22 protein-coding genes are annotated in these 22,974 nt (G+C 59.0%); 6 read left to right on the forward strand and 16 right to left on the reverse strand.

The features are described 5' to 3' along the window. Positions 1-12: 12 nt before the first annotated feature. Together secB and ACR0L4_RS20100 are read right to left on the reverse strand one after the other, a co-directional pair. A complete protein-coding gene (gene secB / locus ACR0L4_RS20095) occupies positions 13-513 on the reverse strand; it encodes a protein-export chaperone SecB (RefSeq protein ID WP_170752032.1) in 501 nt (166 codons plus the stop codon). Positions 514-567: 54 nt separating this feature from the next. Then, on the reverse strand, positions 568-1,068 hold the full coding sequence (locus tag ACR0L4_RS20100) for an FxsA family protein (RefSeq protein WP_480514805.1): 501 nt from the start codon (positions 1,066-1,068) through the stop codon (positions 568-570). A 108-nt stretch (positions 1,069-1,176) separates the two neighbouring features. Here ACR0L4_RS20100 and ACR0L4_RS20105 point away from each other — a divergent pair, with 108 nt between their 5' ends. From ACR0L4_RS20105 to ACR0L4_RS20115, 3 genes are read left to right on the forward strand one after another with little or no spacing between them, the layout of a single operon-like run. After that, complete coding sequence (locus ACR0L4_RS20105) at positions 1,177-1,836, forward strand: Tim44/TimA family putative adaptor protein (RefSeq protein WP_170752027.1); 660 nt, start codon at positions 1,177-1,179, stop codon at positions 1,834-1,836. After that, a complete protein-coding gene (gene mltA / locus ACR0L4_RS20110; protein ID WP_480514806.1) occupies positions 1,833-2,873 on the forward strand; it encodes a murein transglycosylase A in 1,041 nt (346 codons plus the stop codon). Before ACR0L4_RS20105 ends, mltA begins: the two co-directional genes overlap by 4 nt. Beyond that, on the forward strand, positions 2,873-3,460 hold the full coding sequence (locus ACR0L4_RS20115; protein WP_170752023.1) for a Smr/MutS family protein: 588 nt from the start codon (positions 2,873-2,875) through the stop codon (positions 3,458-3,460). Before mltA ends, ACR0L4_RS20115 begins: the two co-directional genes overlap by 1 nt. Here the strand turns inward: ACR0L4_RS20115 and ACR0L4_RS20120 are convergent. The 3 genes from ACR0L4_RS20120 to hslU all read right to left on the reverse strand — a co-directional run bounded on the left by ACR0L4_RS20120 (position 3,457) and on the right by hslU (position 7,188). After that, entirely contained in the window at positions 3,457-4,677 is a 1,221-nt protein-coding gene (locus ACR0L4_RS20120; RefSeq protein ID WP_480514807.1) for an MFS transporter, read from the reverse strand. The two genes, ACR0L4_RS20115 and ACR0L4_RS20120, sit on opposite strands and share 4 nt — an antisense overlap. After that, the gene (locus ACR0L4_RS20125; RefSeq protein ID WP_480514827.1) at positions 4,674-5,771 is read right to left on the reverse strand and encodes an alpha/beta hydrolase; all 1,098 of its coding nucleotides are present in this window, start codon (positions 5,769-5,771) and stop codon (positions 4,674-4,676) included. The genes ACR0L4_RS20120 and ACR0L4_RS20125 overlap by 4 nt, the downstream gene beginning before the upstream one ends. Positions 5,772-5,880: 109 nt before the next feature. Next, on the reverse strand, positions 5,881-7,188 hold the full coding sequence (hslU, locus tag ACR0L4_RS20130; protein ID WP_480514808.1) for an ATP-dependent protease ATPase subunit HslU: 1,308 nt from the start codon (positions 7,186-7,188) through the stop codon (positions 5,881-5,883). A 191-nt stretch (positions 7,189-7,379) separates the two neighbouring features. Here hslU and ACR0L4_RS20135 point away from each other — a divergent pair, with 191 nt between their 5' ends. Continuing rightward, the gene (locus ACR0L4_RS20135; protein ID WP_170752017.1) at positions 7,380-8,621 is read left to right on the forward strand and encodes an MFS transporter; all 1,242 of its coding nucleotides are present in this window, start codon (positions 7,380-7,382) and stop codon (positions 8,619-8,621) included. On the opposite strand, the gene hslV is transcribed toward ACR0L4_RS20135, so the two are convergent. Next, positions 8,613-9,170 carry an ATP-dependent protease subunit HslV gene (gene hslV / locus ACR0L4_RS20140; protein ID WP_480514809.1) on the reverse strand — a complete coding sequence of 186 codons (558 nt, stop codon included), beginning with the start codon at positions 9,168-9,170 and terminating at the stop codon, positions 8,613-8,615. The genes ACR0L4_RS20135 and hslV overlap by 9 nt on opposite strands. A 197-nt stretch (positions 9,171-9,367) precedes the next feature. Here hslV and ACR0L4_RS20145 point away from each other — a divergent pair, with 197 nt between their 5' ends. Continuing rightward, a complete protein-coding gene (locus ACR0L4_RS20145; RefSeq protein WP_170752013.1) occupies positions 9,368-9,562 on the forward strand; it encodes a DUF1127 domain-containing protein in 195 nt (64 codons plus the stop codon). Between the two features lie 61 nt (positions 9,563-9,623). Here ACR0L4_RS20145 and ACR0L4_RS20150 read toward each other — a convergent pair whose 3' ends face one another. From ACR0L4_RS20150 to regB, 10 genes are all read right to left on the reverse strand, one after another. Next, positions 9,624-9,986 (reverse strand): Lin0512 family protein, encoded by a 363-nt coding sequence (locus ACR0L4_RS20150; RefSeq protein ID WP_480514810.1) that lies wholly within the window; start codon positions 9,984-9,986, stop codon positions 9,624-9,626. Then, positions 9,983-10,333: a Lin0512 family protein gene (locus ACR0L4_RS20155; RefSeq protein ID WP_170752009.1), complete on the reverse strand. Its 351-nt coding sequence runs from the start codon at positions 10,331-10,333 to the stop codon at positions 9,983-9,985. Before ACR0L4_RS20155 ends, ACR0L4_RS20150 begins: the two co-directional genes overlap by 4 nt. A 75-nt stretch (positions 10,334-10,408) precedes the next feature. Then, positions 10,409-10,729, reverse strand: a complete 321-nt coding sequence (trxA, locus tag ACR0L4_RS20160) for a thioredoxin (protein ID WP_170752007.1) — start codon at positions 10,727-10,729, stop codon at positions 10,409-10,411. A gap of 60 nt (positions 10,730-10,789) precedes the next feature. Then, a complete protein-coding gene (gene addA / locus ACR0L4_RS20165) occupies positions 10,790-14,146 on the reverse strand; it encodes a double-strand break repair helicase AddA (RefSeq protein WP_480514811.1) in 3,357 nt (1,118 codons plus the stop codon). Beyond that, positions 14,143-17,067, reverse strand: coding sequence for a double-strand break repair protein AddB (gene addB, locus ACR0L4_RS20170; protein ID WP_480514812.1), 2,925 nt, complete (start codon positions 17,065-17,067; stop codon positions 14,143-14,145). The genes addA and addB overlap by 4 nt, the downstream gene beginning before the upstream one ends. Further along, a complete protein-coding gene (locus ACR0L4_RS20175) occupies positions 17,060-17,746 on the reverse strand; it encodes a nucleotidyltransferase family protein (RefSeq protein ID WP_170752001.1) in 687 nt (228 codons plus the stop codon). Before ACR0L4_RS20175 ends, addB begins: the two co-directional genes overlap by 8 nt. After that, positions 17,746-18,747, reverse strand: coding sequence for a phosphotransferase (locus ACR0L4_RS20180; RefSeq protein ID WP_170751999.1), 1,002 nt, complete (start codon positions 18,745-18,747; stop codon positions 17,746-17,748). The genes ACR0L4_RS20175 and ACR0L4_RS20180 overlap by 1 nt, the downstream gene beginning before the upstream one ends. After that, entirely contained in the window at positions 18,744-19,217 is a 474-nt protein-coding gene (gene tsaE / locus ACR0L4_RS20185; protein WP_480514813.1) for a tRNA (adenosine(37)-N6)-threonylcarbamoyltransferase complex ATPase subunit type 1 TsaE, read from the reverse strand. The genes ACR0L4_RS20180 and tsaE overlap by 4 nt, the downstream gene beginning before the upstream one ends. A 41-nt stretch (positions 19,218-19,258) precedes the next feature. Continuing rightward, positions 19,259-20,767, reverse strand: a complete 1,509-nt coding sequence (locus tag ACR0L4_RS20190) for a PAS-domain containing protein (RefSeq protein ID WP_170751994.1) — start codon at positions 20,765-20,767, stop codon at positions 19,259-19,261. 66 nt (positions 20,768-20,833) lie between these two features. Further along, positions 20,834-22,231 carry a sensor histidine kinase RegB gene (regB, locus tag ACR0L4_RS20195; RefSeq protein ID WP_170751992.1) on the reverse strand — a complete coding sequence of 466 codons (1,398 nt, stop codon included), beginning with the start codon at positions 22,229-22,231 and terminating at the stop codon, positions 20,834-20,836. A gap of 90 nt (positions 22,232-22,321) precedes the next feature. On the opposite strand from regB, the gene ACR0L4_RS20200 reads away from it, so the two are divergent. Next, a complete protein-coding gene (locus ACR0L4_RS20200; RefSeq protein ID WP_480514814.1) occupies positions 22,322-22,948 on the forward strand; it encodes an SCO family protein in 627 nt (208 codons plus the stop codon). Positions 22,949-22,974 lie beyond the last annotated feature (26 nt).

Below are 22,974 nucleotides of genomic sequence, written 5' to 3' on the forward strand. Positions count from 1 at the left end.
CGGGTCACTGACTTAGGCGTCGGTTTTCTCGGCCTGAGCTGCCTGACGGCGCAACAATTCATTGCGGTAGAGCGCAACAAAATCGATATTGTCCAGATTCACCGGCGGATACCCTCCGTCGCGGGTGATGTCGCTGACGATCCGGCGCAGGAACGGGAACAGCATCCGCGGGCATTCGATCATCAGGAACGGATGCAGCTGATCTTCTGGCACGCCTTCCACGTGGAACAGACCGCAATAGTCCAGCTCGCACAGGAACAGCACGTCTTCCATGCCTTTGGCTTTCGAGGTCAGCTTCAGCTTGATCGAAACCTCATATTGATGATCTGCCGGGCGCTTTTTTGCGTCCAGATTGACCTGAACCTGTATTTCGGGCTGCACGTCACCCGACACGCCCTTTTGTGCCATCACGTTTTCAAAGGACATATCGCGAATGAATTGTCCCAGAACCCGCATCTGAACCTGAGGGGCAGCTTGAGCCGCAGTGTTTTCTGCAGCGTTTTCTTCGGCCATGGATCTACTCCAAAAATGAAATCCGCCACTGCTTATCAACTTGGGCGGGGTATCTCAATGCTCGTGCGGGCCTTCGACCCATTTTGACGGTTTGGATGCGTCCTTGCGCGGGCGGACTTCCGAGAACTCTCCGTCAATCACATCGCCTTGGTCAAAGGGGCTGCGCTGTGTCTGAAAGCCGGCCCCCGGTCCCATCTGGAACTGGGTGACTTTGACCTTGGACTTCAGATACCGGAAGACGGCGATCCGCACGCCGGGGACAAGCAGGGCAAATCCAACGGCGTCGGTAAAAAAGCCGGGTGTCAGCAACAGCGCACCGGACAACAGGATCATGGCCCCATGGGCCAGAGGCTCAGTCGGATCGTCCAGTTGAGCGAAAGATCGCTGCAACTGCCCCAGCGCCATGCGACCTTGTGTCCGCACCAGAACAGTGCCCAGAACCGCTGTCAGGACTACAATAGCCAGTGTCGGCCACAGGCCGATCAGACCACCAACCTGTATGAACAGAGCGATCTCGATGATCGGGACCAATAAAAATGCCAAGAACAGGTACATATGCGTTATCCTTTCCATATGGCCGGGCTGTGGACTTGCTACCAACTGTCACCTACATAGTGGCAGGAGGCCGCGTACACAAAGTCTCGGTTCTGAAAAGAGGATGAAATGAACGAACCCATGATCCAGTTGCTGGTCCTGGCCGGAATTGCCGTTTTCCTGATCCTGCGCTTGAAAAGCGTATTGGGTTCGCGTGAGGGTTTTGAAAAGCCCCCCGTGCCGCATCAGCCCGATACAAATACGTCCCGGCGTGATTTCGAGGTGATCGAAGGTGGTCCGGATCATGACATCACAGACCACGTACCTGAAGACAGCGAACAGGCCCAAACCCTGGCCGCGATGAAGCGGGTCGAACCCAGCTTTTCGGTCAGTGAATTTGTTCAGGGCGCACGTGGCGCCTATGAAATGATCGTGATGGGGTTTGAAAAAGGCAATCTGGATGAAATCCAGCCCTTCCTGGCCGAGGATGTGTTCGAAACCTTCGTATCCGTTGTTTCTGCCCGTGAAGATCAGGGCCTGACTATCGAGGCCGAGTTCATCGGCGTGCGCGAAACCACCCTGACCGATGCGAGCTTTGACAAGGACACCAATGAGGCCGAGATCACCATGAAGTTCATTGGTGAACTGACCTCGGTGGTGCGGGACCGTGGTGGTGACATTATCGAAGGCAACCCGAACACCGTGAAACGCCAAAAGGACAGCTGGACCTTTGCCCGCGTGATGGGCAAGGACGATCCGAACTGGCTGCTTGTCGCCACGGACGCATGATTGCCACGCTCCGGTCGCTTTTTCTGGTGGGTGTGATGACCACTGCCAGCGCTGCCGGAGCCGAGGCAACGCGATCTATTCTGACGTTCGATGATTTGCAGGGCTGGGCCGAGGATGACCACGGCGCGGCCCTTTCCGTTTTCCTGAACACCTGTGGTGATCTGAAAGACCCAGATTGGCGCGCCCTGTGCGGTGTCGCCCGAACATATGAGGCGGATGCCGCCCGGTCGTTCTTTGAGTTGTTCTTTCGCCCGATGCTGATCGAAGACGGGAAAGAAGCCCTGTTTACCGGATACTTTGAGCCGGAACTGGACGGCTCTAAAACGCGCACCGATCGATTCAAATACCCGGTCTATAAAATGCCACCCGAGGCCCGGGCCGAGGGACCGTGGCTGAGCCGTCAGGAAATCCTGTCCAGCGACGTCATGCGGGACCGCGGGCTCGAGATCGCCTGGGTCGATGATCCGGTCGAGCTGTTCTTTTTGCAGATTCAGGGTTCGGGCCGGGTTCGCTTGCCGGATGGGAGTACATTGCGCGTGGGATATGGCGGTGCGAACGGCCATCCCTACCGCTCTATTGGCGTTGAACTGATCCGACGGGGCATTCTGGGGTCGCACGAAGTCAGCGCCCAGATGATCCGCGCCTGGGTGCGCAAAAACCCGCAGGCCGGGGCCGATCTGCTGTTGCACAACCCGTCTTACGTGTTTTTCCGCGAAGTCAGCCGGGTTGCGCCGGACCTTGGGCCGCTGGGTGCCATGAACCGCTCGATCACCACCATGCGCAGTATCGCTGCCGATCCGGCCTTTACCCCACTGGGCGCTCCGGTTTGGATCGAAAAGGACGGCAAGGACCCAATGCGGCGCTTGATGATTGCGCAGGATACAGGCGCGGCGATCAAAGGCGCGCAACGGGCGGATATCTTTTTCGGGACCGGCGACGCCGCCGGGCAAGCCGCCGGTCGGCTGAAGGATCCGGGGCGGATGATCGTGTTGCTACCCATACAACACGCATATGCCCTGTTGCCGGATGAATTCTGATGACCCGGCGCAAACTGACCAGTGAAGAGATCGAGCTTTGGCGCAAGGTCGCAAAGCAAGCCGAGCGTTTGCATCCCGAAATCCCTCAGACCGTGCGCCCGACACCCTTGCCAAAGCCGACGCCCAAGAAACTGCCCAAACCGCGGGTTGAGGCGTTGGAGCTGGGTCAGACCTACCAGGCCACACCGCCAGCCAACAGTCTGAAACCGTCGATAACCGAAGCGCTGCGCGCTGCGCCGGTGCAGATGGATACCAAGGCATTTGGTCGGATGAAGCGCGGCAAGCTTAAGCCCGAAGGCAAGCTGGACCTGCATGGAATGCGGATCGATACCGCACATCCTGCCCTTGTACGCTTTGTGTTGACGGCGCAGGCACAGGGTAAACGACTGGTTCTGGTGATCACTGGCAAAGGCAAAGATCGGGACGAACCCGGTCCAATCCCGACCCCGCGGGGCGTGTTGCGCAATCAGGTGCCGCATTGGCTGTCCATCCCTCCGCTGGCGCAGGCAGTGATGCAGGTCACGCCTGCCCATATCAGCCATGGTGGAGATGGGGCGTATTACGTCTATTTGCGGCGCAACCGCTAAAACGAGGTTTGGGCGCGACGGATTCCAAAACCGACTGATACGCAGACCAGACCAAAGAATCCGGCGATCCACAGAAACTGCGCGCTCATCGCAACGCCAAGGTCGATTAGCACACCGGTCAGCACCGGACCGATGGCCGAACCCAGAACCATCAGCGCGGTCGCCAGCGCCTTGATCGCACCGATATGCTTTGTGCCGTAAAACTCGGCCCAGAATGCGCTGGGCAAGGTGTTGTGCGCACCAGCCGTAATACCGAGAAAAACTAAACCGATCATGGCGCTGGTTATGCTGTCCGAGACACCGAGAACGCCAAATCCAATCGCCATCGGGATCTGGTAGAACGGCATGAGGCTCGCGGTGCCCCATTTGTCCAACGCCCAACCAGACGCAAACATGGCAAAGATGGTGATGGCGGTGAAAATCGGGAACAGGGCGACCAATTGGATATGTGCCCAGCCTTTGATCTCGGCCAGATGCACCTGGTGGAAGAAGAAGGCGGTGACGAAAGCAGACGGTGCCAGAATTGCGGGTGCCATGCACCAGAACAGTGGATGAAACAGCGCCTCGCGGCGGGTCCAGTGACGGCCCTCCATCCCGGTGGCCGTATAGTCATCCGCAAGGCTTTGCGGAGTTCTTTCCTGTCGCAGAAGACGGATCAGAACCGGGATGCCCAACAGGACCAGACCGGCCGCAATCACCCAGAGCCATCGCCAATCCAGAAAGGCCATCGCCGCAACAAAGGTCAAAGGCAACAGCGCTTCTCCGACCGAATAGCCCAGCGACGCGATGGACAGCGCCTTGCCCCGCGAAGCCGTGAACCAGCGGGCCATGGCGACCTGCGCCAGATGGGTGCTCATCCCCTGCCCGAACAGGCGCAGCAGGAAAACCACCAACGGCAAAACCACCACCCAGCTGTTCAAGGCCATGGCCAGCGCGGCAAAAGTCAAACCGGCCAGAACATACGGCCCAAGCGCGCGGACGCGGAAAATATCGGTCAGGCCGCCAGCCCAGATCATCACACCGGCGGCCACCAGGGTTCCAAGTGAGTACAACCCGCCCCAGGCACCATGGCTTAGCCCGTAGGCTGTGCGAATTTCACCCGCAAAGACCGAGATAAAGAAGGTCTGTCCAAAGCTGGACAGGAAGGTCAGTAAAACACCGGCGCCAAGCCATGACCCGTTGTCGCGAAGAAACCGACGCAGGCTGAACTGCGTCACGGGGTTTTGACCTGAGCCTGCTCTGTTCCGGTCAGAACAATCTCGGTCGCGCCATCCGGATTGCGTTCGATATCGGGGACGATAACGTCCACGCGCGAACGGACTTCCCCGAAGGTATCGCCAACACGTCGTACCGAGTTCAGGATTGACAACAGCGCCGGAGAGGTTGCAGCGACAAAATGAGATGATCCGGCGTCGTCGTTGAAGGCGGTCGTGTCGATGACGTCAATCGGGTACTCGGACAAGTCGTCGATCGAGCTGATATTGCCCAGGCGCTCGCCATCTGGCAGGCCACGCAGCCGGGCCGAGATGTTCAGAATCTTGTCCTTGCGCGATACCATGACAACAAATGGTTCGGGGGGTGAGGCAATGTTGTCCATCTGTGAGCGAAAGACATCAACGTCCAGATCCGGCGAAATCAGGAACACGCCTTCCAGATTGCGACGCGACCAGCCCGGAGCGCGCAGTTCGGCCTGACGCATCATCTCCATGGACAGCGCGCCCCCCATGGAATGGGCCACAAGCACAACCCGCTTCACACCCATGGATTTCAGATCCCGGACGGTTTTTTCCAGCCCGTCGCGGGCAAACAACATACTGTCCAGATCGTAGGCATAGCCCGCGCCCCGTGCCTGGCTGGGCCAGGAGTAAATCAATATTTCGCCAGGGATTTCGATGTCATGAGCCAGCTGGGCGGCTCGGAATGCCGTCTCTGTATGGGTCGAGTTGTAGCCATGCACGAAGATCGTGACGTCGTCAGCCCCGCGCAGTTGTTTGGCCAGTCCCTGCGAGTTTGAAAATTCGGTGACACCGGCCAGAACGAATTGATTTTTCGGGTTCGGGTCGGCATATGAAAAATTCAGGCTGCCCGGGGTATGCGTAGGCGGAATCGAGACGGTCATTTCCAGATACTGCAAACCGTCACCCCGTTCGGCATTGTAGGTGCCGTCAGGATCGCGACCGCGGGTTGTGGCGCCGTAGACGGTTTCCGGCGTTCCGACATCCAGCGCCTCTGGAAGCGTGACCGACACAGATCGGTCGACGCAGGCAGAGAGTGTAGAAATCGTGAAAAGTAACAAAAAAACACGCAGCACGGCCAAAACCCCAAGATGTGTCTTAGCCACGGATAGCAATTTTTGCCCGAAGGTCCAGAAATAACACCGGTCGCATCGCCGCAACAACGGTGAAATCCCGCTTGGACCGTTACAGAACGTAGCGGCTGAGGTCGGCTGATTTGGTCAACTCACCCAGGTTTTCGCTGACGAATCCCGCGTCCACGGTAATCTCAGACCCGGCCTTGTCAGGTGCGTTGAACGAAAGTTCCTCGAACACACGTTCCATAACCGTGTAGAGCCGCCGCGCACCTATGTTTTCGATGCTTTGGTTCACGTCCGCAGCAATACGGGCCAGAGCCGCGATGCCATCCTTAGTAAAGGTGACGGTGACCTCTTCGGTGCCCATCAGCGCGGTGTACTGGCGTGTCAATGCGTTATCGGTTTCTGTCAGGATGCGGACAAAATCTTCCTCGGTCAGCGCGCGCAGCTCGACGCGGATCGGCAGACGACCTTGCAATTCCGGCAGCAAATCCGACGGTTTGGCGATGTGGAACGCGCCCGAGGCAATAAACAGGATGTGGTCGGTTTTCACGGGACCATGTTTGGTACTGACCGTCGTACCTTCGATCAGTGGCAGCAGATCGCGCTGCACCCCTTCGCGGCTGACATCACCGCCCCGCGCATCCGAGCGGGCGCAGACCTTGTCGATTTCATCCAGAAACACGATGCCGTTCTGTTCAACCGACTCCAGGGCAACGCGGTTGACGGTTTCATCATCCAGCAGTTTGTCGGCTTCTTCCCCGATCAGCGCATCATAGCTTTCGGCGACGGTCATGCGTTTCTTGACTGTGCGCCCTCCGAAGGCCTTGCCAAAGATGTCACCCAGATTCATCATCCCCATCTGGCCGCCGGGCTGACCGGGAAGGTCAAACATCGGCATCGGGTTTGAGGTCTCGGACAGCTCAAGCTCAATCTCCGTGTCGTCCAATTCGCCAGACTTCAGCTTCTTGCGGAACATCTCGCGGGTACCTTCACGTGCGTCTTCTCCGGCTATGGCCGTGATCACGCGGTCTTCGGCTGCCTGATGCGCGCGCGCCTTCACGTCCTCGCGCATGTAATCGCGGGTCTGGATAATCGCTGCGTCCGCCAGATCCCGTACGATCTGTTCGACATCACGGCCCACATACCCGACCTCGGTGAATTTGGTGGCTTCGACCTTGATGAAGGGTGCGCGCGCCAGTTTGGCCAGACGGCGGCTGATCTCGGTCTTGCCCACACCGGTGGGGCCGATCATCAGGATGTTCTTGGGATAGACCTCGTCCCGAATGTCGTCGGCCAACTGCTTGCGCCGCCAACGGTTGCGCAGCGCCACGGCCACGGCGCGTTTGGCATCTTTCTGACCGATGATGAAACGGTCCAGTTCCGAGACAATCTCGCGCGGGGTCAGGTCGGTCAAAGCGCAATCCTTTCGGTCGGCAGGTCAAAACTTGGGCTTAGGTAATCACGTGCGACGTGAAAACAACCAAGCGGTTCTCATGGGCAGGGCTGGTTAGCAACCCCCCATCCGGTTTGCAATTGCTTTCCATAGGTGAAACGCGCCTGCTCTGATACAGTGATTTCAATGCCTTGTGGGTCAGGAGCGCAAAGATGACGAAAATCGCCAAGATCACGCTGCTATTTGTGGTGTTTGTCGACCTGATCGGACAGGGGCTTGTGTTTCCCATCATCAACTCTTTGATCATGGAGACGAAATCCGGGTTTCTGCCGGATAGCACACCCGAGGGTCGGCGGCATTTCTACTATGGCCTCGTGATCGGGTGCTTCTTTCTGTCCTGGTTTCTTGGGGTCGTTTACGTCTCGAAAGTCTCGGATTCCATCGGACGCAAAAACGCCCTGCTGGTTTGTCTGGCCGGTGCCCTTGTCGGCTATGCGCTGACCATCGCCGCGCTTTACATGAACAGCCTGTTGATGCTGATCATCGGGCGGTCGATCACGGGCTTTACCGCAGGAAATCAACCCATTGCGCAGGCTGCAATGATTGACGGCAGCACCGATGCCGCCGATCGAGACCGAAACATGGGCTATATCGTAACCGGCGTCAGCTTTGGTCTTGTTGGCGGCCCCATTATCGGAGCGGTCCTGTCAGACGCCGCCCTGCTGGGCAGCTATGCCACGCTCAAGACCCCGTTCTATGGTGCTTTTGTTCTGGTCCTGATCGCCATTTTCCTTGTGGTGGCGTTCTTCAGGGATACCCGCACTGAACGCGAACCCTTTGTCTTCCGCCCGCGTGACATCACCGACAGCCTGATCGCGGTGCGTGGCCATCCGATGGTTCTGAAGATCATGCCGGTCTATGCGTTGTTCATGGTCGCCAACGTCACCTTCTATGTGTTCGTCGACAACTTTCTGACCAGCGCCTGGGGCTATGGCGTGATCGGCGGCAGCATGGCGATGGTGGTGATCGGGTTTGCGCTGGCTTTCTCCAGCACCTTTCTTGTCAAACCGGCGCAAGAGCGTTTCAGCAAGCACCAGATCATCTACACCTCGCTGGTGGTGATGGTGATCAGCGGCTTTGCCTTTGCTTTCAGCCCCAGCGGCGTGCTGAGCTATATCCCGGTTTTCTTCTTCTATTTCTTCTTTGGTGTGTCCTACCCAACCCTACTGGGCCTGTTTTCGTCGTCAGTCAGCGAAACGGACCAGGGCTGGGTCATGGGTGTGACCACAGCCGTCTTCTGCCTTGCGGGCGGCATCATGTCGTTGATCGGTGGCGGATTGATGAGCATCGATATCCGCCTGCCCTACTACATCGTGATCGCGACAGCCTTGATGGGCTTGATCGGGATGCATCTGAGGTGGAAAGGAAAAGAGATCAAGGCGCTGTTAGCCTGAGATCGTTTCAACCGTCAGATTGCCGTTGGTGTAGACACAGATATCGGCGGCAATCGCCATCGCTTCGCGTGCCACCTGTTCGGCGTCCTTGTCGCTGTCCATCATCGCGCGGGCCGCGGCGAGGGCGAAGTTGCCGCCCGATCCGATGGCTGCCACGTTGTGTTCAGGCTCCAGCACATCCCCTGCCCCGGTGATCACCAGCAGGTCCTTGCCGTCGGTGACGATCAGCATCGCTTCAAGCTTTTGCAGGTATTTGTCGGTGCGCCAGTCCTTGGCCAGCTCGACCGAGGCACGGGCCAGTTGGCCGGGCGTCGCCTCGAGCTTGGCTTCCAACCGCTCCAGCAGTGTAAAGGCATCCGCAGTTGATCCGGCGAAACCGGCCACAACTTCGAAACCGCCCGGCGACAGACGTCGGACCTTGCGGGCGGTGCCTTTGATCACGGTCTGGCCCAGACTGACCTGGCCGTCTCCGGCAATGACAACCCGCCCGCCTTTTTTGACGCCAATGATTGTTGTGCCATGCCAACCGGGGAAATCGCTGTCTGCCATGAAAGTCTCCGTTCTTGTCGGCACTATATATGGGCCGGGCGCGGGATCGGCGCAACCCGTTCTAAAACCGCCCAAAAGATATGCACAGAATGCAAATCGGGACTGCTAAACTGGCAATTGTGAGACTCGCAACTTGGTCCTAGATAAGGCTCACAACCGACAACGGGTCGGCTGTTTCACATACAAGGACTGCGCACATGGCAACCACTGCAAATATTCATGCGCCGCTCGGAGCAGCTACCATCCTGCACGTAGTGGACGCGTTCTCGACCGTCTATGAATCCGTTGTTGAATGGAAGAAGAGCCGCGAAACACGCAAGCTTCTGCTGGAGCTGAGCGACGCCCAGCTGGAAGATATCGGTCTGGTTCGCGCGGATATCGCCAAGCTCTGATCCTTCGACCGGATCATTAAATCGGAACAGCCGCCCGGATCCCCGAGCGGCTTTTTCTTTGTCAGCTTTGTACGTATTTGCCGGCCTGTGATGGCAAAAAGGCCTCGATTGCAGCCGTTGCAACAATGTGCCGCGTGCCTGCGGCCTCGTTGACCACATCCTGCCCGCCCGGAACGGCGCGCACCTCGGCCCGTCCGCGCGGAAGATCAGCGGCGACCAGATCGCAATCCACCAGTTCGGGGTTCTGAACACCAACCGTCACCAGTATACGCATTTCGCTATGATCGATACCCAGAGTCGAGAACAACGTGATCGAGGAATGATGCAACGCGTCCTGCACAGCGCGGCGTGCGGCCTTGGTGTAGTCCTGACCGTAAAGGTCATTGCCCATCCCCATTTCCAGAATGATGCGCTGTTCCGTCATTGCGCGACCTCCATGTCAAACGACACCGTCAACGCGGCATTCGCAATCACTGTGCGCCCCGAGCCGTCGGGTTTTTCGATATCCAGTCCGCCTTGCGCAACACTGACACCGGGTGTTCCATAGGGAAAAACGGCCAGCAGCTTATCTGTATCCACCCGTTCGGGTCGTTGCACCCCGATCTCGACATCAATGATCATCGCCTCTTTGGGAAAGCCGAACAGTTCGGCCATGTTGATCGAGTTGTGCCACAGCGCATCCTTTATCGCGCGCAACGCCGCTTCGGTATAGTCCATGCGGCGCAGTGATGTGCCCATGCCGAATTCCACCAGGACCCTTGTTTTGGCCATTTGTTCCCTCCGGTTTCCAAATAAAAAAGGCGCCTGATCCCAGGCGCCCTTGATCCTTCTCTGACCTCAGCCGGATCAGATCGAATCGTCAATCCAGCTTTGCAGCGCGGCCTTTGGCGCGGCGCCAGCGCGATTGGATACAACCTGACCATCCTTGAAGATGAACAGCGCCGGGATACCGCGCACGCCCATGGCAGCCGCCGCGTTCGGGTTGCTGTCCACGTCGACCTTGGCAATCTTTACCTTGTCGCCATATTCGGCGGCCAGTTCTTCCAGCGCGGGGCCAATTTGCTTACAAGGTCCGCACCACTCGGCCCAAAAGTCCACGACCACGGGAACGGTCGAGTTTTTGACTTCGGCGTCAAAGGTGTCGTCTGTAACGGCTACGGTCGACATATTCTGTCTCCTGAATGGGGTAAGCTCGGGAACAGAACGTAGGTGTCGCTGTGGACAAGGTCAAGATATCTGGGAGCGGGCCAGAGCATCCGTCACAAGATCGTGTGGCAGCCACATCAGATCGGCTGTGCGCGTCCACAGGATCGCGGTGCGGACGGACTTGTCGGGATAGATCTGCGCCAGCGCCTGGGCATAGGCCCCCATCTGGCGCAACAGGCCTTCGGGGCAGGCTTCCACGCGGTCGGGGACCGTCGCATTTGATTTGAAATCAATCACATGCACCTCAGCATCTGTCACGATCAAGCGGTCGATGATCCCATGCATGCGCTGCCCGTTCAGCGTGGCTGTCACTGGCACTTCGGCCAACGCATCCGGGGCAAAGACGGCGTCGAGATGATCCGCCGTCAGAACAGCCGTGGCTTCGGCCAGCAGTTCGGCTTGTTCCGACTTTTGCATACCGGGCAGAACCCGTGCGCAAAGCTCGGGCCAGTTGTCCCTTGCGGTGCCGGGCAGATACTCCAACAGCAAATGCAATCGGATACCCCGCAGCTTTGCTGCCTCTTCATCCTGACCGGCATCACCAGAAAGCGCCTTGGCACCCCCCAGATCTGAAGGGCTGAGGGTGTCTTCCTGCGCCGGCGCATCTTGCGCGGGATGCGCGAAGAAATCGGGGAGATCTTGCATTTCTTCGGCAGTATCGCCGCGTTCGATGATTGGCGGGTCATTCCATTTGCCATGGGCCAACCGCCGTGTGTCAGAGCTTTCAAGTTGGGATGCTCCTGCCCGCTCCATCGCGGCCTCGACCATCTGATACCAGCTGGAGCCGTCCTTTCCGACATCCCCAGCCGCCGCGACGATCAACCACTTTTCTGCACGTGTTAGAGCCACATACAGCAGTCTGAGACGCTCGTTTTCCTCGCGGCTGCGGGCCTGTTCCCGAGCCTGAGAGATCAGATTGGGAGATACATCAGACGGGACCTTCCACAGGGGTGTTCCGTCCGCGACCATGATTTCCGCATCACGCGGGGCTTGCCGCTTTCCTGTATCCGGCAGGATCACGATGGGCGCTTCCAACCCTTTCGAGCCATGCACCGTCATCACCCGGATCATGTTGCCCACCCCGCTCATCTGACGTTTGATTTCCAGATCGTCGGTCTGCATCCAGACGAGAAACCCGGTCAGGCTGGGAATGTCCGTGCGCTCATAGGCCAAAGCCTGCGAGAGCAGCGCGTTGATGCCATCTTCGGCTTCGGCCCCCAACCGGCCCAGCAGCTTTCGCCGCCCGTCATGGCGGGTCAGGATGCGTTCGATCAGGTCATAGGGGCGCAGAAAGTCGATCTGCCCACGAAGATCGTTGAGCACAGCGAGCGTTTCGGGGAATTCTTCAGCCCGGTTGCGCAACGCGGCCCACAGGAATTTTTCCTGCCGACGATGGGCCAGATCGAACAGGGCTTGTTCGGTCCAGCCAAACAGGGGTGATTTCAGGACCGTCGCCAATGACAAGTTGTCTTCTGGCGTGGCAAGGAAGCTCAGCAGCGCGGCCAGATCCTTGACGGCCAGTTCCGCCCCCACTTTCAAACGATCTGCCCCGGCAATGGGCAGCCCTTTGGCCTTGCAAGCGCGGATGATCTCGGCAAACAGGTCCGAGCGTCGCTGAACCAGGATCAGAAAATCACCCGGTCGCACCTTTCGGCGGACAAAGGTTCCTTGTGTTTCACCGTCTTCAGGGATCGTTTCGCCGTCAATCATGTCGTGGATCGACTGTGCGATCCGCTCGGCCAGAATAACCGTATGGTGGTGTGACCCGGGTCGGTCGACCGGATCGGTCCAGTCGCCATCCTCGTCTTCTTCTACCTTCTCGACCACAGGCCACAGATCGACCCGCCCCGGCAGGCCCTCTTTAAAGGCGATATGAAGTGCCTCGTCCTGAAACCCGGCCTCCGCATGGTTTTCGAACAGTATATTGACCAAAGACAAGATCGCGCTGGAGGATCGAAAGGAGTGCGCAAGTTCAGAATTCTTCAATTTAGAGCCTGATTCAGCAAGCTTTCGCCCAAACTCGACCTGCATCCGGTCAAAGGCCTGGGGGTCTGCGCCCTGAAACGAATAAATCGACTGTTTTTTGTCCCCGACCACAAAGATCGTCCGTTCGACGCCCGACCGCGCCCCTTCCCCGCTGGTGAATTCCTGCGCCAGCTTCTCGATCACATCCCATTGGTCCGGGCTGGTGTCCTGCGCCTCGTCCACAAGAATATGGTCGATGCCGCCATCCAGACGATAAAGCACCCATTCCGCCACTGCCGGGTCATTCAACACCTGCCGCGCGCGCAGAATCAGGTCGTCAAAGTCCAACCAGCCACGCAGCTGCTTGCGACGCTCGTATTCCGGCAGGAATGCCGCGGCAAACCTGTGCAAGATAGCGGTCTTTTGCGCGGCGACCAATGCAAGGCGCTGTTCGCGCGCTGCCTCGACCCGAAGCATAAGGGCTTCCAGCTGTGGCATCCTGTCCGCCAAAGACCCCTCGCGCAGTGGTTTGGTGGGGAAACCGTTGATCTTGGCCGTGAACGGCTCTTTTGCGCCCTTCCCGGACAGCAGGACACTTTCGAGCCTTGGCAAATGCGCCAGTCGCGCCTCGGTGAAAGCTGCGAGTTTCGCCGCCGCCTTTGCGTTGTTGCCGCCGCTGTCGATCAGCGCGGGTAGCATGGATTGGATCAGCTCAACCTCGCCGCCCAGAAACACCTGAGCCAGCAAGCTGTCTTCGTCAAAGCCCTCGGCCAGACCAAATCGCTGCAACAGATCATCGCGATGCAAAGTCTGCGCAAAAAGATTCCGCTTGTGCGTCACAGCGGCGGTCAGCCTGTCAAATCCGGTGTCGGTGATGAACCGCGCCACATCCTCGATCAACGGTGCCTCGGGACCTTCGGCAAAATCTTCAATGATTTCCTCACGAAGCAAAGCGGCGGCCCGGTCTTCCATCTCGGCAAATTGTGGGCTGACCCCAGCCTCCAGCGGAAACCGGCGCAAAAGCGATGCGCAGAACGAGTGAATTGTTTGAATTTTCAGCCCGCCCGGCGTTTCGATTGCGCGGGCGAACAAGGTGCGGGCCTGCGCCAGACGATCGCAATCAATCTCTCCGGGGACACCCAGTTCCGTCAGATCTGCCCGAAGATCGTCATTGCCGCGCATGGCCCAGTCACCGAGGCGGTTGAACAGCCGGTTCTGCATCTCGCTGGCGGCGGCCTTGGTATAGGTCAGGCACAGAATATGCTGGGGTTGTACGCCATCCAGCAACAGCCGTGCCACGCGATCTGTCAGCACACGCGTCTTGCCCGAGCCCGCATTGGCGGCCAACCAGGTCGAGGCATCGGGACGTGCGGCCTGCACTTGCCGCTCGGTGGCTTCATTGCGAGGGGTCATGTCAAATCCTCGGGACGTGTTTCCGCAGTGCGGTCCCATTCGCCGAACCGAGCCAGATGGTCATAGTCGCCGATATCGGTGTCCTTGTGCAGCATCCGACGGGATGAGAAACCCTGTTCAGGCTCTAAATAAGCGGAAACAAGCTGTTTCAGCTCGACCAATACTTTGTCCGTCGGTTCCTTGATCAAGGGGGCTGCGACTTCTTTGTAGCTGCCGCCCAGTCCAATGAAGAGTGCTTCGGCCACGTCGGTCGGGTCCATACCTTCGATGGCACCCTGTTCGGTCATAGCCGCTTCGATCAGCAATTGTTTGTCGAACTTGGCCTGCTGGCTTTCGGTGGGCGGTGCGCCGGTTTTATAGTCGACGATGCGCAATGCGCCGCGGCTGTTGCGGTCGATCCGGTCGGCCCGCCCGGCAATGGTGAAATCCAGCGGGGTCAGTACCAGTTTCATCGCAGCTTCAAAGGCCACGGGTCCACCATCGCTGCGACGTGCGATTTCAGCGTTCAGGAAATCGTCGGCAATCCGTTCCAGCCGTGCCAGCCACAACTTGCGTGCGGTGGGCCAGGCTACGTGCTTTTCCAGCAGATCATGGGCGCGCTTCAGGAAGTTTTCGGGTGTCAGCAAAGCCGCGTCCAAAACGCTGTCCTTGACAAAATCTTCGAGGATTTCATGGATCACGATCCCGCGCAGCAGGGCGTCCGGGGCCTGCACCAAAGGGTCCAATGGTTTCAGGCGCAGAACATGTTTGGCGTAAATCGCATAGGGATCACGGATCAGGCGCTTGATCTCGGTGACCGACAGCCGCCGGGGCCTTGCAACAACCGGAGGGCGCGGGGATGGGCGATGCGCGGCAGCAATCCGGGGAGCCTGTTCAATCGTTCTGGCCCAGCTCAGATATGTCTGACCGCGCGCGCGCATGTCGGACAGGGCGACCCGGCCGCCTTGGTCAGGCAGACCTTGCAAGAGGTTTGTCAGACGGTTCAACCAACGTGAGGGCACGGTTTCGGCATCGTCCGAACGGATGGATCGGGTCAGCCAGACTTGGGGCGCGCCAATAGCTTGCTGGAAATCATGTGCAGACAGACCAATCCGCCGTTCGGGCAGCAGGAGGCCCGCCTTGTCGCGCATCTGACGGTTTAACCAGGGATCGGGCGCGGGCGCTTCGGGCCAGCTGCCTTCGTTCAACCCGCCCAAAATCAGTAGATCGGCGCCTTGTACCCTTGCCTCAAGCGTGCCCCAGATCATGATATGGGGATGCGGGGCGTCGCGGTCACGGACCTCTTCTCCGGCCAGAAGCGCACCCAACAGGTCGGTGAAGTCATGCGCGGTCATGGCTCCGCCGTGATCTGCTTCGGCTTCCAGCGAAGCAAGAACCGACAGCGCCTTTTGGCCTGCATTTTTTTCCCAAAGGGTTCCATTTTCGCCCGAGCTGCCCGCCGAGATGGCTTCGGCCAGCGAGCGCAGGCGCGCGACCCATTCTGCCAGCGGACGTTCACCTGCAACCATCTGATCGCAGAAATGCGCACCGACCCAAGTCACCCAGTCTTCTGGCGCTTCGGTACGAAGGGCCGATACAGCAAGGCTGGCGTGGTCCGGGAACGGAGGTCCGTGGCGGCGCAGGTCCAGTTCCAGATCGCGGGTGTGCAGCAAGTGAACTCCGCGCGCGCTGCCGTCGTGACACAGCGGATGTTTCAGCAAGGTCAACAACGCCTCGCCATCCAGACGCCGCGCAAACATCCCCGCAACATGACGCAGGAACCGGCCGGGCGGGGACAGTTGCAAGGGCAGGCCGGCGCTGTCGTCAGGCAGGATGTTCCAGCGGTCCAGTGCCGCGCTGACCTGTCGGGTCAGCATTCGATCCGGTGTGATCAGGGCGGCGGTTTGTCCGGTTTCAGCGGCTTCCCGCAGGCGCAGGGCGATGGCAAGCGCTTCGGAGCGGGGCGAGTCTGCCTCGACCAGCGTCAGATCTCTGGTCGCCTGATCCAGGTCGGACAGCTGCGGGCCTTCGGACATCCACGCATCCGTGATCGGAGCAGGGCGCAAGGCCAACGAAACCAAACGGTTACGTGCCGGTGCAGGTGCCGGGTCATTCGTCCAGGGCAGGATGTGTTCCGGCTGCATCCCAAGTGCGTGCATCAGTTTTCGGAACCGGTACTGAGGATGATCCTCGGATGTGAGCGCCTCATCCAGACGATCCCAAACTGCGCCTGGTTGGTCAAAGTCATAGCCCGGCAGAATCAACGCTCCTTGCGGCAGGCGCGCAACCGCTTGCATCAGCATCAGCGTCGTGCCGCGCGACCCGGTTGAGCCAGCCAGAACGACCGGATGTTGCGGAGGAGCGTCCTGCCAGCGTGCAATCAGGTTCTCGACCACCCGACGTTGCCGCGCCTGCGCGTCCATCGCCTGATCGCCTGCATCGATAAAATGGTCCGCGATACCAATAAACGCCTGTGCACGTGCCCAGTGCCCGGACATGTCGCTGACATCCAGCTGGCGGATGGCATCCGGCGACACGCCTTCGCCCTGCATTTCATCAATCAAAGCGGCCAGACTGTCGGACAAATCGAAAAGCGACGCCCGGGCGGCAAGATCTGGCTGTTGTGTCAACAATTTGGCGATCAGCTGCGTCAGCTCCAGCCGCCGCCGCAGCGGAGGAATGGCGGGCGGTATCTGCGCCAGATCGACGCTTTCGCCCAGGTCGGTCACCAGAGACAGCCGTGGCAGCAGACAGGGCGGCCCCTGGTCGAACAGGTCGCGCACGCGTCTGGCCATCCGGCGCGTATTGATCACCAGGTGCACGCGGGCCAGCGTCTCGGGCGGGCCAAAGCTGCGCTGCCGCAGCCCGTCGACCAGTGCCTTAGGGAAATCCGAGCCCGGCGGAACAGCAAAAACCCGCGGCTTTTGGCTGGGGTCAAACATCGGCCAGCAAACCTTCGGCCAGGGCGATCCCTTCGGGCCGCCCGACATCACACCACCGACCGGAATACTCCAGCGCGAACAGACGGTCTTGGTCCCGCATCTTGTTCCAAAGCAGGTTCAACGAGAACGCCTGTTCTGAAAACGCATCAAGGCTGTCGGTCTTCAGGATCTGCGCGCCGCCATAGACCAATCCCGGTCCGCGGGTGATCCGGCCCTTGGCGTCCGCGGTAAAGTCCCCATCACCTGTATGCCCTATGGTCTGGTCTATCGGGATGCACATCAAAAGGGCATCCATCTGGTCCGGGTCCCATGCGTTGCGCAAAAGGGTCAGAGGGTTCGGGCCGGCCCATATCGCATCGGTGTTCATCGTGAAGACCGGGCCCGTACCCAACAGCGGCAAAGCGGCCCTCAGCCCGCCTCCGGTTTCCAGAATTTCGGGTGCTTCGCGCGACAGGATGACCCCTTTGGGTTCAAGATGGGCCTGTAACTGATCGGCACGGTAATGCAGGTTTGCCACCACGCGTTCGGGCTGAGCGGCCTCAATCAATGCAAGCGTATGGTCGATCAGGGGGCGTCCGGCCACTTCGATCAGAGGTTTGGGCCGATCCTTCGTCAACGCGCCCATCCGGGTTCCGAATCCGGCAGCAAACAACATCACAGCGTCGGGGGAGCGCTTCATCATGCCCTCAGCTTTGCGAGGTTTTCAGGGGTCGGTGGGGGCAGGGCGTCGCGTACGATATCTGCAATGGACACCAGCGCAGGGTGTTCCAGGTCGCGCATCAAATGCGCCCATGTGGCCGGAATCAGGTCGATATAGTGGGGTTTGTCATACTCGGTGGCCAGTCGGGCGAACACGCCCAGTATGCGTAGGTTCCGTTGGGCCCCAAGAACACTGTAGGCGGTGCGAAAGGCGTGATCATCAGCACCCGAGGCGGCGATGAATCGGTTGATCATTTGCATCTCTATCCCTGCGGGCACAGTCCGGCGTACATCCTGTAGCAACGAAACCAGATCGTAAGCAGGATGCCCCAGCATCGCCAACTGAAAATCCAGTAGCCCGACGCGCTGCACGCCGTCACGCTCTGGCAGCCAGATCAGGTTTTCGGCGTGATAGTCCCGTTGAACCACCACTTTGGTGCCCGAGGTTTCGCGGTGCAGGATATCTGCGAACCGCAGCTCGAACCGGCTCAGCCCATCTGCATCATGGCTGCCCAGAATTCCTTCTGCGTACTTCGTGAAAGCCAGCGCTGCCAGTTCGGTCATCAGGGGCGGATCGTAGGACGGCAGGGACAGGCTTGGTGCGTCTTGCAGGTGGATCAGCACATCCGTGGCGGCCTCATAAAGCGTGCGCTCGAGTGTCGGATCGCGGGTCAGGACACGGGAAAACAGATCATCGCCAAGGTCTTCCAACAGCAGAAAACCGTATTGTGTGTCTTCAGCATAGATTTCCGGCGCACTGAGCCCGATGCTGCGCAGGTGTTGGGCAACGCGCACAAAGGATTCGACGTCTTCACCCCGGTCTGGCGGCGCATCCATCAGCACAGCGGTGCGGCCCGTATCCGGGTCGGTCAGACGCTCGTATCGACGGTTCGAGGCGTCCCCGGCCAGAGGCGCGCGCGAGGCCCCGGCCCATGGCGTCTGTGCAATCAGCGCCTCGGCCAACACAGTGCGGTTTGTCATAAGGCGTTCTCCAGTTTCCCGGACCATTTCGGGTCGGACCAGGACAGGGTCAGATGGCGGGTCTCGGTTTTGTCGGGGTCGGTTTGGAATGTCAGCGTAAGCGCGCTGTCCGGTGTCAACGACCCCAGCTTTTCGGGCCATTCCACCAGACATAGCGCCGTCTCGAACGCGTCGGTCAGGCCCAGTTCGTCAACCTCTTCCACAGCGCTAAGTCGGTACAGGTCACAGTGCCAGATCTCACCTTTTGGCGTGTCATAGGCCTGAACCAGAGTGAAGGTGGGTGAGGGCACGTCCTCGGGCGTTTTCATCAACGATTGAATGAGGCTGCGGGCGAAATGGGTTTTGCCGCTTCCGATCGTCCCGTTCAGCAGCACGGTATCGGCGGGGTTCAGCATGGCCCCGAGGCGCACCGCAAAATCTGCGGTGTCCTGAGGGCTGTTTGAGGTGAGAGTTAAGGGCGCCGATTTCATGGCGCCACAATGAACCCGCGCCCGACCGGCTGCAACCCGGTTCAGGCGCTGATCGCGGCCTTCCGTTGAGCGATTGGAACTATTTGCTTGGTGGCGAAACGCACGATCGTGGCGCCATTCTGCATCGGTGTCATCACGCATCCCAAGGCGGTGCCGTTGCGCATTCGGATTTCAGCGGTCCATTCGGTGCGGTTGTCGCGCATTGCAACGAAATCGCGAATCTCGCCCAGTATTGGGGTGGCCAGACAATGGTCTTGCCAACTGCGGGTCACCTCGGTCACCGTTTCGCCGTGAAGTCCAACCTCATCCGGTGCGCCCCAAAGCTGCCGATAGGCATAGTTCGTCAGGGCAAGTGTGCCGTCCTCGGAAAAGACCGCAATGGCATCAGCCAGTTTGTCGAGGATGGATTGCATCAGATCCATCTCGGATCGAAACCGCCGGGTCAGCGTAATCTCGGCGGTGATATCTTCAAACAAAAACGCCACGGCCCCGTCGGGATGCGGGCGGCCGCTGACAGAATAGACCGAGCCGGACGGCAAGGACCAGGTTTCCTGATAATTTCCATCTTCTGCGGCCTCCAGCAAGTCGTTCATTTGCTTTCGCCACGAGCGGTAGTTCTTCGGTTCGGGCATCATATGCTGATCGCGAAGCCGGTCGAAAAAGCTGGACAGGCTGGGGCGGCAACTCAGGAAATCCGGGGGCAGGGTGGTCAGATCAATCAGGGCCGGGTTGAATAGGGCCAGTTGACGATTTCGGTCGAAGATGGCCAGACCTATGGACAGTTGCGCGAAGGTTTTGGTCATCGTCTGCACAAATTTGCGCTGGGCGGTTTCAGCTTCGACAATTGCATTGATGTCGACGGCGTAGAACAGGCGTCCTTCATCATGTTCCACATGTGTCAAGTCGAACCACAACTTGCTGCTGCTGCCCGCCACATCGATCGAGACACGCGATTTTCCACCCGGTCGCACCTCAAGTTCGGTGCTGGAAAACAGGGGCTGGGTCAGATCTGTGTCCAGACCGCGTGCCTTGCGGGCCAAGGTCACATAGGCGGCATTGCACCAGCGCACGCTGGCATTCTGGTCCAACAGCCAGACCGGGTACGGCGCCTGATCCATGGCCAGCCGGATCGGGTCGTTCGGATCGCGCAGCTTGGTTTTGGTGTCCTTTGCGGGCTCATGCAGTTGGACCCGAACAATTCCATCAATCCACTCGCACAGCAATTCGCGATCGACCGTACAATCGATCGCCGACACCACAAGATTCCCCTGATCGCGCACGACGTCCGGTGTTTCCGGAAAGGTCGGAAAGTCGCGCTGTAGCAGGCGTCGCAAACCATCCCAGTCCCGGACATGTTCGAACCCGGCCAGGGCAATGTCGGAATGGCTGATCAGGCGGGCACCGTCGAACAGGAAAACCGCGTCAAAGAGCGAAGTTGTCGCAAACATACCGTAGCTGTCGTCCCGGCGGGCGCGTCGAGGCGCCAACCAAAACACGGCAAAGCAGCATGACACCAAGCTGATTGCGGCCAGAATGATCCACTCGGCCATTTCCTACCCTCATGCCTGCAGAACCCGGATCAGACTATGGGTATGATTGGTTAACGGTGTCTTAATCTAAATCTGAATTTGCTGGTTCAGTCCGGATGGCACCGGCGTGTCCCCCTGTTGTGCGTCAATCCGGGTGCGGGGCCACTCGACTTTGACGATTGCCCCTCTGCGCTCCGGTTTGTCCGACAGGTGCTGATAGGGATCTGATCCGTTGGCGAACTCCAGTTCGGCCCCGCTGCGCTCGAGCAGGGTTTTTGCAATGAACAGGCCCAGCCCCATACCCTCATATTCGGGTCGTGCGCGCTGGTCGGTGTCGGCCCGTCTGCGGCGCATGAACGGGTCACCGATCCGGCCCATCAGATGTGATGGGTATCCGCGCCCGTCATCCATGATACTGACGGTGATCCTGTCCGAAGTCCATTTCGCCTCGACCCAGACATTGGACCGCGAGAAATCCACCGCATTCTGGATCAGGTTGCGCAATCCGTGAATGATCTCGGGCTTGCGCAAGATCGAGGGTTGCTGAACATCTCCGTCCAAAACTGGACCCTCGGCAAAGTGCACAGTTTTTCCCCGGTCTATATGCGGTTCGGCCGCTTCATGAACGACAGTGGACAAGGGGGCTTGCCGCAAATGCAGGTCATCCTTTCCGGCCCGCCCCATGTCGCGCAGAATATCACGGCACCGGTCGGCCTGTTCGCGGATCAGCGCGGCGTCTTCCTTGAGGTCCTGACGATCGTCCAGTTCTTCGATAAGCTCGGAACTGGCCAGTTTGATTGTGGCCAATGGCGTACCCAGCTCATGCGCAGCGGCCGCGACGACGCCACCCAGATCGGTCAGCTTCTGTTCGCGCGCCAGGGCCATGTATGTGGCCGACAAGGCCTCGGACATAGAGCGGACCTCGGAACTCACCCGGTGCGAGTAAGCGCCGATAAAGACGATGGCGATGATGATTGCCGCCCAGTTCCCGAACAAAAGAATGTCTGGTATCTGCAGGACCAAACCGATATCCGTGTGCAGGGGCAGGTGGACCTCGGCCAACAGGGTGGTCAGCACAATGGCAACTATCCCAACGATCACAGTGGACCGTGTGCTCATGACATTGGCCGAAATCGTGACCGGGCCGACCAGCAACAGCGCAAACGGGTTGTTCAGACCGCCGGTCAGATAAAGAAGAAAAGCCAGTTGCAGCAGGTCGAACAGCACCATCAAAAAGTTCTGAAATTCGGTCAGGCGCTTGTTCTGCGGAAACAGGAAAATGGCGGCCAGGTTACCAATGACCGAAACACCCACAGCCAGGTAGCACAGGGCGACCTCCAACTGCACGTGATAGGTTTGCTGGGCGACCGTGATCGCTGTGATCTGGCCCACGATCGCCACCCAACGCAATAGGATCAGGGTACGCAGCCGGATCCAGCTGCTGCGCTCCCGACCGGGCCAAAAACTCTGGTTGGAATCTGCCATCGGGTCCTTATGTCCTGTTGCATCGGCTGGTCATCTTGATAGGTGTCCCGGCCGGAACGATCAACAACCCCTTGCGCATGGATACTATCGATGACTCGCCTTTACGCTATATTAGCTGCTGTTGTTCTGGTTATTGGCCTTGGGGCCATGTGGCTTCTGACGCAAGGGTCAGGGTCGGACGATCAGTTTGCGCAATGCCGCTCGGGCCAGATCGCGGGCGGGACTGCAGCAATCGGGGGGCCGTTTGAACTGGTCAATGGCAAGGGTGAGACGGTCACTGACGCAGATGTGATCACTGAACCGACGCTGGTCTATTTCGGGTATACGTTCTGCCCTGACGTCTGCCCCTTTGATATGTCCCGCAACGCCGAGGCCGTCGATCTTCTGGCTGAACGCGGGTACTCAACAACCCCACTGTTCATCTCGATCGACCCGGATCGCGATACGCCCGAGATCGTGGATGACTTTGCGTTCAACCTGGGTGGAAAGACCATCGGACTGACCGGATCGCCTGAGCAGGTCAAGGCCGCAAGCCGGGCATACAAGACCTACTACAAGGCCCAGGACAAAAGCGACGAGTACTATCTGGTTGATCATTCAACCTTTACTTATCTGGTCACGCCCGAGCACGGTTTCCTTGAATTCTTCAAGCGCGACGATACAGCCGAGCAGATGGCCGACAAGGTTGGCTGCTTTCTGGATCAAGCCGCATCGTGACAAGGGTGTTTGACCTTTGTTCCCGC

The organism is Ruegeria sp. AB5, assembly GCF_056542645.1.

What these genes read in the sequence shown, in the direction of transcription:
- ACR0L4_RS20150 (WP_480514810.1), bottom strand. Translation starts at nt 9,986, where the DNA reads ATGACGGAACAGCGCATCATTCTGGAAATGGGGATGGGCAATGACCTT.
- hslV (WP_480514809.1), bottom strand. Translation starts at nt 9,170, where the DNA reads ATGGCAGACAGCGATTTCCCCGGTTGGCATGGCACAACAATCATTGGC.
- ACR0L4_RS20155 (WP_170752009.1), bottom strand. Translation starts at nt 10,333, where the DNA reads ATGGCCAAAACAAGGGTCCTGGTGGAATTCGGCATGGGCACATCACTG.
- tsaE (WP_480514813.1), bottom strand. Translation starts at nt 19,217, where the DNA reads ATGAAATCGGCGCCCTTAACTCTCACCTCAAACAGCCCTCAGGACACC.
- mltA (WP_480514806.1), top strand. Translation starts at nt 1,833, where the DNA reads ATGATTGCCACGCTCCGGTCGCTTTTTCTGGTGGGTGTGATGACCACT.
- ACR0L4_RS20200 (WP_480514814.1), top strand. Translation starts at nt 22,322, where the DNA reads ATGACTCGCCTTTACGCTATATTAGCTGCTGTTGTTCTGGTTATTGGC.
- ACR0L4_RS20105 (WP_170752027.1), top strand. Translation starts at nt 1,177, where the DNA reads ATGAACGAACCCATGATCCAGTTGCTGGTCCTGGCCGGAATTGCCGTT.
- ACR0L4_RS20115 (WP_170752023.1), top strand. Translation starts at nt 2,873, where the DNA reads ATGACCCGGCGCAAACTGACCAGTGAAGAGATCGAGCTTTGGCGCAAG.
- ACR0L4_RS20180 (WP_170751999.1), bottom strand. Translation starts at nt 18,747, where the DNA reads ATGACAAACCGCACTGTGTTGGCCGAGGCGCTGATTGCACAGACGCCA.
- ACR0L4_RS20145 (WP_170752013.1), top strand. Translation starts at nt 9,368, where the DNA reads ATGGCAACCACTGCAAATATTCATGCGCCGCTCGGAGCAGCTACCATC.
- ACR0L4_RS20135 (WP_170752017.1), top strand. Translation starts at nt 7,380, where the DNA reads ATGACGAAAATCGCCAAGATCACGCTGCTATTTGTGGTGTTTGTCGAC.
- addA (WP_480514811.1), bottom strand. Translation starts at nt 14,146, where the DNA reads ATGACCCCTCGCAATGAAGCCACCGAGCGGCAAGTGCAGGCCGCACGT.
- ACR0L4_RS20175 (WP_170752001.1), bottom strand. Translation starts at nt 17,746, where the DNA reads ATGAAGCGCTCCCCCGACGCTGTGATGTTGTTTGCTGCCGGATTCGGA.
- ACR0L4_RS20100 (WP_480514805.1), bottom strand. Translation starts at nt 1,068, where the DNA reads ATGTACCTGTTCTTGGCATTTTTATTGGTCCCGATCATCGAGATCGCT.
- secB (WP_170752032.1), bottom strand. Translation starts at nt 513, where the DNA reads ATGGCCGAAGAAAACGCTGCAGAAAACACTGCGGCTCAAGCTGCCCCT.
- regB (WP_170751992.1), bottom strand. Translation starts at nt 22,231, where the DNA reads ATGGCAGATTCCAACCAGAGTTTTTGGCCCGGTCGGGAGCGCAGCAGC.
- addB (WP_480514812.1), bottom strand. Translation starts at nt 17,067, where the DNA reads ATGTTTGACCCCAGCCAAAAGCCGCGGGTTTTTGCTGTTCCGCCGGGC.
- ACR0L4_RS20190 (WP_170751994.1), bottom strand. Translation starts at nt 20,767, where the DNA reads ATGGCCGAGTGGATCATTCTGGCCGCAATCAGCTTGGTGTCATGCTGC.
- trxA (WP_170752007.1), bottom strand. Translation starts at nt 10,729, where the DNA reads ATGTCGACCGTAGCCGTTACAGACGACACCTTTGACGCCGAAGTCAAA.